The organism is Vibrio sp. 1288 (assembly GCF_033344475.1).
In genome coordinates, this window is the sequence record NZ_JAWPOX010000943.1 from 1 (window position 1) to 560 (window position 560).

Below are 560 nucleotides of genomic sequence, written 5' to 3' on the forward strand. Positions count from 1 at the left end.
TTTTACGAGAGATGACGGCTTTGACGTCGTGCTGATAATTGTTCATAAGCTCTGACCGAGAGGTGATACTCCTTAGCGAACAACTGACATGTGGTAAGCAGATGCTGACTAATATAGTGATAGTTGTATCGATAAGGGGAGTCGTTGTGTCAAAGCAATTATCTTTTGCCATGGTTGGCGTTATGCTGTCTTTGGGTGTGTTCAGTGCGGAAGCGATGGCAGATCCAAAACACAGGCACGGTCATAAACACGAGCATCATCATGACCATCACCACCATAAACGTAAGCACAAGCATAAACACCGACATCATGATGTGATTGTGGTGAACCCAAGGCCGCCAAGGCACCAATACTACTATTACGACCGCATTCCTCGTAATAGCACTTATATTCAAATTGGTAACTTTACGTATTTAAAAGTGGATGACCATTATTATCGTCGTTCAAGTGACCGATATATCCATGTAAAACTATAGATACAAAAACAGCGAGCTAGGCTCGCTGTTTTTGTTGATGAAAGACCTAAACCGTAAAGCGATTTAGGATTTCATCCTGCTTGC

Annotated in this window: 1 protein-coding gene; it reads left to right on the forward strand. The window is 42.5% G+C overall.

Features of this window, described 5'->3' with window-relative positions:
• Window positions 1-146: 146 nt before the first annotated feature.
• On the forward strand, window positions 147-476 hold the full coding sequence (locus R8O11_RS30235; RefSeq protein WP_318118788.1) for a hypothetical protein: 330 nt from the start codon (window positions 147-149) through the stop codon (window positions 474-476).
• The last annotated feature ends 84 nt before the right edge of the window (window positions 477-560 follow it).